This is a genomic window from Synechococcus sp. WC101, from assembly GCF_047461555.1.
Classification (GTDB): Bacteria; Cyanobacteriota; Cyanobacteriia; order Thermostichales; family Thermostichaceae; genus Thermostichus.
The window spans coordinates 1-3,307 of the sequence record NZ_JANSHG010000205.1; the positions used below are offsets into that span (position 1 = coordinate 1).

5 protein-coding genes and 1 pseudogene are annotated in these 3,307 nt (G+C 60.7%); 3 read left to right on the plus strand and 3 right to left on the minus strand.

Translation table 11 applies throughout. From position 1 onward, the window contains the following. Positions 1-227, minus strand: a pseudogene (locus NW809_RS11435) (hypothetical protein); the annotation flags it as partial. 40 nt (positions 228-267) lie between these two features. After that, positions 268-1,017 carry a WecB/TagA/CpsF family glycosyltransferase gene (locus NW809_RS11440; RefSeq protein WP_414402186.1) on the minus strand — a complete coding sequence of 250 codons (750 nt, stop codon included), beginning with the start codon at positions 1,015-1,017 and terminating at the stop codon, positions 268-270. A gap of 247 nt (positions 1,018-1,264) precedes the next feature. On the opposite strand from NW809_RS11440, the gene NW809_RS11445 reads away from it, so the two are divergent. The 3 genes from NW809_RS11445 to NW809_RS11455 all read left to right on the plus strand — a co-directional run bounded on the left by NW809_RS11445 (position 1,265) and on the right by NW809_RS11455 (position 3,077). Continuing rightward, the gene (locus NW809_RS11445) at positions 1,265-1,930 is read left to right on the plus strand and encodes a DUF4439 domain-containing protein (protein ID WP_011433484.1); all 666 of its coding nucleotides are present in this window, start codon (positions 1,265-1,267) and stop codon (positions 1,928-1,930) included. 223 nt (positions 1,931-2,153) lie between these two features. Then, on the plus strand, positions 2,154-2,540 hold the full coding sequence (locus NW809_RS11450) for a cupredoxin domain-containing protein (protein WP_414329581.1): 387 nt from the start codon (positions 2,154-2,156) through the stop codon (positions 2,538-2,540). A 9-nt stretch (positions 2,541-2,549) separates the two neighbouring features. Continuing rightward, positions 2,550-3,077 carry a hypothetical protein gene (locus tag NW809_RS11455; RefSeq protein WP_414329583.1) on the plus strand — a complete coding sequence of 176 codons (528 nt, stop codon included), beginning with the start codon at positions 2,550-2,552 and terminating at the stop codon, positions 3,075-3,077. 5 nt (positions 3,078-3,082) lie between these two features. Here NW809_RS11455 and NW809_RS11460 read toward each other — a convergent pair whose 3' ends face one another. Next, complete coding sequence (locus tag NW809_RS11460) at positions 3,083-3,307, minus strand: RNA-binding S4 domain-containing protein (protein WP_414402187.1); 225 nt, start codon at positions 3,305-3,307, stop codon at positions 3,083-3,085.

The window sequence follows — 3,307 nt, forward strand, 5'->3', positions numbered from 1 at the left end:
ACCTCCAAGTTCACATCCTGAAAAATTAAGTTGCCGTTGGGAAAGACCTTGCTCACCCCCCGCAGCGACACCATGCTGGCCGGGGCTTGCAGGGATCCGGATTGGGTGCTGCTGTAAAAGCCCAGGGTGGCCTCTGGATGGGCTGGGGCAGGGGGATGAGGGGTCGGAGCCGTACCCGCCCAACGGTGTAAGCGAGGAGGATAGCCGATGTGCTGACCGATCACCATAGTAAGCGCCTATACAGAGGAGGGAGAGAGCGCCGGCAGACTAGGGGCGCAAACGAGAAGAGGGATCCCACAGCACTCGCCAGACAAAGCTGGGCAGAGCTAACATGCGTCGCCAGCGCCAGGGTTCCTGATAGAGACGATACAACCATTCCAGGTGATGGTCACGCCACCAACGGGGCGCTCGCCGTTTTTGGCCGGCCCAAATGTCCAAGCTGCCCCCCACCCCCATCCAGATGGCTTGGGGCAACAGGGGACGCCACTTTTGGATCCACAGCTCCTGCCGCGGGGATCCCAGCCCCACCCACACCAGTTGCGGTCGAAATTCCTGGAGAGCTTGCAGAAGCTCTTTTTCTTCCTCGCTAGAGAAGTAGCCGTGGTAGCCCCAGAGGGCCAAAGCAGGACACTGGGCTTGCCAATATCGAATTGCTGCCCGGTTGACTTCCGGCCTTCCCCCCACCAGGGCCAAGCGCCACCCCCGTTCTGCCGCCAACGGGATCAGGGTTTCTGCCAGCTCGATCCCCGGCACCCGCTGGACGCGGATCCCCTGCCGCCGCAGGGCCCACACCACCCCAATGCCATCGGGGATCACTAGCTCCGCCGCTTGCAGCACCTGGGCAAAGGCGGGATCCCGCTGCGCCTGCATGATCATTTCCGGGTTGCAGGTAACCACCTGAGCGCCCTGACCCTCCCGAATACGCGCCTCAATCCAGGTGGCGTAGCTCTGTAGGCTGGCCTCCGGCAGAGCAATGTGTAAGTTCACGCCCAGAATCGCATGGATGGATAACGACACTACCGACCGAATGCTGGCCCCCACTGGAGCCGTTGGACACGCTTTTAAGATAGCCCGGACCTTCTCCCAGAGGGAGAGGGGAGTTCGAGGAGGCATTTCATGGCTATTTGACCACGAAAATCTCTTCCCTCAGGCATCCGCGGCGGCATCCACGGCGTATCTCCATCAGACCAGGCCAGAGGGAATTGCCCGACCCAGAGCAAGCCCCTGAAGGTTGGTTGCCATCTTTCGAGACAGGAGACTTGAGATGAAGACTGCAAAGACTCCCTTCGCTCTGCCTCAATTGGCCGCCGAATGGGATCCCAGCCCTGCAACCTCCCGCCGCAGCTTGTTGTTGGCTGGTTTGCTGGCGGGCGTAGGTGGAGCAATTGGATTGCGCACCCTGCCCGGTGCCGCCCAGTCCAACACTGCCGACATCGCCATCCTCAACGCGGCCATTGACTTGGAACAGCAGGCAATCTGGGCCTACAAAACCGCTGCCGGCAAGTTGAGCAATACTGAGGTGGGCAAGATCGTGTTGGAAGTGGCCACCAAGAACCTGAAGGATCACGAACAGCACCGGGATCTGCTGGCGGGCGCCGTGCGGCAACTGGGAGGGATCCCCTCTCGGGCCCGGGATAGCTACGACCTTTCCACCTACATCGACAACAAAGAAGGCAATCTCGATTCCGATGCCAACATCGCCAAGCTGGCCTTGGCTCTGGAGTTCGATGCGGCCCTAGCCTACAACGATGCCTTTGTCCAGCTTTCCAACAAAGACCTGGTGGCTGCTGCCAGCACCATTGGCCCCAACGAAGTTGCCCATGCCACCGCAATCCGGGCCGTGTTCCACAGCCTTGATCCCAGCATTCTGGTGGTGCCTGCCCCCTTTGTCAGCGCCGAGACTCGGGAGCGCTGGATCCTGAAGGTGTAAAGCCCCTGCCGGCGATGACTTCCAGCTAAAGCCGCCAACCCCCGGCGACAGCAAGGTGTGGAACCCCCACCGGCGCTGATCTCCAAAGCCTTCCAACGTCCTCTGTAGGATCTTGGGGTTTGGAGATCTTTGGAGGTCAAGGTGTTCCACACCGCTGTCGCAATCGCCTTCTTCTGAACGCCTCAGCTTTTTTTCGCTTCCTAACCTGTGTGGAGAAAGCCCTATGCCAATGACGCGGCGGTTGCTGTTGCTCAGTGGGCTGGGATCCCTGCTCAATGCGGGGGCCATCTTGGCCGTGGATCGGTGGCGACAAGCCAGCTCCGTTGCGGAGCGGGATCCTGTCGAAGCAACGGCGGCAGCAGAGGTAATCATTCGGGGGTTTCAATACCTGCCCTCGGAGGTTACCCTCAAGCGGGGGGGCAAGGTGACCTTCACCAACCTGGATTCCACCCCCCACACGGCTACTCCTGTGGAGGGAGCGCAGTTTCAAGGGACGGGACGGCTAAGTCGCAACGAGAGCAAAGCGGTGGTGTTCGAAGTAGCTGGGATCCAGGAATATTTCTGCGATATCCACCCCAGCATGGTGGGCCGCATTGTCGTCGTCGATTAGGTGAAGGCCATGCAAATGGAACCCCTGGGATCCCCTCTTCCCTTCTGGAACATTTGTCGGCGGGTGTACCTGGTTTGGGCCGTCCTTTTGGGGATTGGGTTTGCTGCCACCCAGTTTCACCAAGAGGCCAACATCAACTGGCTGTGGCTGGTGATTTCCCTGGTTGGCTTGGGCTACATGGTGCGGCAGACCAGGCTGCCGGAGTTTCGAACAGCCGGACTGGCCCATCTCTACTTTGTGGGCTTGGTGTGGACGCTGGTGATTGCCCAGGGCATGATCCTCTCGGTGCTGCCCTTTGTCGGACGTACCCCTTTGGCGGCTTTGAGCCCATACCTGGGGGTGTTTTGGCTGTGGCAAATGGGGCTGGGTCACTGGCTCAACGGCCTGGTGGATCCGCCGCGTCTCCCCTACTGGATCACCGGTGGGATCCAGATCCTGGCCGGAGTTGCCTGCCTGCTGTGGGGGCTGGAATGGCAGTTTGCGGTGGCAGGGGGAATCGGGGCCTTGGCCATGCTTCTTTTGATCCGGTTGCACTGACCCGTTCACTGATCTGACTTTGGGGTCTTATCCAGGCGCACTCGCCAAACTCCACCTCCCACGGCCACTTCATCCCCAGGGCGCAGCTTGCGTCCCCGCCGGGTTTCCACCTCACCATTCACCCGCACTTGCCCCGCTTGGATGAGCTGCTTGGCCTGCCCACCGCTTCCATCCAAACGGAGGCCGTGACACTGGATGGGCGGCGGCTGTTCTTGGTCGCCGCGCCACAG